Below are 1568 nucleotides of genomic sequence, written 5' to 3'. Positions count from 1 at the left end.
CCATACCGCGCCAACACCTCCACCAACGACGCACCCGGCAACAACTCATCCGACGACGCCAACACCAACCGCGCCCCCGACAACAACGCCATGCAGAGTTCGGAGATCACCGCGTCGAAGCTCAGGGAGGCGAACTGCAACACCCGGCTGTCGGAGCGCACATCGAAGCGCTCGATCTGGCCGGTGGCGAGGCTCGCGATGCCCGCGTGGGTGACGACCACGCCCTTGGGCCGTCCCGTGGAGCCGGAGGTGTAGATCACGTACGCCGGAGAACCCCACTGCAACGGAGCACTCCGCTCCCCGTCCGTAAGATCACAACCGTCGGCACCAGCGATACCGGACGCGATATCTGGATCGTCCAGCAGAACCAGACCCGCCACACCGGGCAACGCACCAGCCGTCACCGAGTCGGACACCACACACACAGGACCAGCGTCCTCCCACATGTACGCAATCCGCTCAGCCGGATACTCCGGATCCACCGGCAGATACGCACCGCCCGCCTTGACCACCGCCAACACCGCGACCAGCCACTCCACCGAGCGGGGCAGCGCCACCGCCACCAGGCATTCGGGCCCGACGCCCGAACCCACCAGGTACCGTGCCAGCCGGTTTGCCCGCGCGTTCACCTCCGCGTACGACAGCGTCGAGGAGCCGCACTCCACTGCCACCGCATCGGGCGTACGGCTCACCTGGGCCTCGAACAACTGCGGCAAGGTGCCCACCGCAGTGTCGCGCCGCGTGTCGTTCCACTCTTCCAGCAACCGGCTGCGTTCCGCTTCGGACAGCACCTCCAGCACCCCGACCGGGCACTCGGGGTCAGCCGCCGCCGACTCCAGCAACCGCACCAGATGCGTGACCAGTGCCTCGACCGTGTCGCGGTCGAAGAGGTCGGTGGCATACACGACGCTGCCGGTGATGCCGTCCGGGGCGCCGGTCTCCTCGTGGTGTTCGCGTAGGCTGAAAGCCAGGTCGAACTTGGCGGCCGAGGTCTCCGCCGCCACCGGCTCGGCTCGCAGGCCCGGCATTTCGGCGGTGCCCGCCTGGTGGCCCTGCACGGTCAGCATCACCTGGAACAGGGGGTGGTGCGAGAGCGTCCTGGCCGGGTTGACGATCTCCACCAGCCGCTCGAACGGCACGTCCTGGTGGGCGAACGCCTCCAGGTCCGTCTCCCGCACCCGCTCCAGCAGCTCACGGAAACCCGGGTCACCGGAGGTGTCGGTCCGCAACACCAGCGTGTTCACGAAATACCCGACGAGGTCCTCCAACGCCTCGTCGGTGCGCCCCGCCACCGCCGTACCGATCGGAATGTCGGTACCGGCACCCAGACGGGAAAGCAACGCCGCAACCCCCGCCTGCAACACCATGAACACGGTGGCCCCGGTCGTCCGTGCCAGCGCACCGAGCCGGCGGTGGAGATCGGGGGAAATCCGTACCTCCACGTCGTCGCCCCGGTGGGTGGCGGTGGCGGGACGTGGCCGGTCCAGAGGCAGTTCCGTCAGCTCCGGCAACCCAGCCAATTGCTCCTGCCAGTACCGCGACTGCTTCGACAACAGACTGTCCGGATC

General features: G+C 68.1%; 1 protein-coding gene. It reads right to left on the bottom strand.

Annotated elements, in window-relative coordinates:
* Positions 1-1553 (bottom strand): AMP-binding protein (locus tag ACFWWQ_RS29640; RefSeq protein WP_384602347.1); only part of this gene is annotated, 1553 nt, incomplete at its 3' end.
* Positions 1554-1568: the final 15 nt, after the last annotated feature.

The sequence above is a fragment of the Streptomyces sp. NPDC059080 genome (genome assembly GCF_042739975.1).
Taxonomy (GTDB): domain Bacteria; phylum Actinomycetota; class Actinomycetes; order Streptomycetales; family Streptomycetaceae; genus Streptomyces; species Streptomyces benahoarensis.
The sequence above is the reverse complement of the archived record's forward strand: the minus strand, read 5'-3'. Positions and strand labels throughout refer to the sequence as shown.